Raw genomic sequence first — 1,365 nt, 5'->3', positions numbered from 1 at the left:
AAACAATTAAGCAGTTAAGCGATTAAACAATTTTTGGTTATTTGCTTATTTGCTTATTTGGTTAACTGAATAGAATAGTGAATATGACGGAGTCGCTTTAGGGAAAAGGTGAAAGGAGAAAGGCAAAAGGGCTAGAATCGTGAATATGACGGAGCCGCTTCTTTGAACGCTTAACGATGAACCTTTAACATCCTCTTTCGTGCTCTTCGGGCTTCTTCGAGTTTTTTGTGACCCTAAAAAGCATCTTTTCAAATTACACTCCTCTTCCTAAACAATTAAGCAGTTAAGCGATTAAACAATTTTTGGTTATTTGCTTATTTGCTTATTTGGTTAACTGAATAGAATAGTGAATATGACGGAGTCGCTTTAGGGAAAAGGTGAAAGGAGAAAGGCAAAAGGGCTAGAATCGTGAATATGACGGAGCCGCTTCTTTGAACGGTGAACGATGAACCTTTAACATCCTCTTTCGTGCTCTTCGGGTTTCTTAGGCAAAGCCGTTAAGTGTTAATCCCGCCGCGGCGGGCAAGTAGTTAAAACGTTAAGCGAAGAGGATTCGTGAATATGACGGAGTCGCCACTTTGAACACTTAACGCTTAACGTTTAACACTTAACAGCCCTATTACAAAACATCACCTTACAACCTGCGCTCCCCTACCAAATCATCCCTCTCCTATCTCCAAATAAGGCATAGGTCAACATGAATTCATGCGTTACATTCGGTAATAAGTAGCTTTTCAAAGTTGGCATCTCGTAGATGTAGCCTATGCGCATCTTGTCAAACAGCAAGCCAAACTGGAAGTTGTTTGCATAGTCTATCCTATGGCCTGCGCCTAGCCAAAACTTCTCCTTCAAGACCACCTTCATATTGAATTCCACATTGTCTGGTAAATCCGACTGGCTTCTGTATAGGAAGTTGGTCGCTAGGGCCAGGTTGTCATTCAGTCTGTTTCTGTAGCCTGCTTGGAAAATGCCTACTCTTGGAATCCTTTCCATGAATACATCTCCTGAGTTGATCGCTCCTTGATTCACATGGTGTACTGCATAAGATACATAGTAACTTGGGTGTGTCAGCGCTATCCCTAAGTTGAAGTCCATCACTTGCATATTCGAGAAGCTTCCGAAGTACTGTCCTACTACTGGGTCATCCGCTTGTTCGGTGGTCATGCTGTTGCCATCTAGGCGCACAGAGCGGTAGTTTAGCCCTGCCCCCAATCTTAAGTTGGTCTTCTCTCCTACTTGGATTCTGGAGGCATAGCTGGCCACAAATTCTGTCTCTGCAAAGGCTCCATACTGGTCATGCAGGATAGAGATACCAGCTGCGTTCTTGCCTAGGATATCTCCTGAGGCTTGACCCGAGAGTTGGCC

General features: G+C 43.7%; 1 protein-coding gene. It reads right to left on the bottom strand.

Annotation, left to right across the window (positions count from 1 at the left end):
* Positions 1 to 651: 651 nt before the first annotated feature.
* Positions 652 to 1,365, bottom strand: a 714-nt coding sequence (locus CHB66_RS16750; protein ID WP_141107421.1) for a PorP/SprF family type IX secretion system membrane protein, incomplete at its 5' end; no start/stop codon positions are given.

It is taken from the genome of Belliella buryatensis (genome assembly GCF_900188245.1).
In the GTDB taxonomy this organism is placed as follows: Bacteria; Bacteroidota; Bacteroidia; order Cytophagales; family Cyclobacteriaceae; genus Belliella; species Belliella buryatensis.
This window is presented reverse-complemented; position numbering and strand designations above follow the sequence as displayed.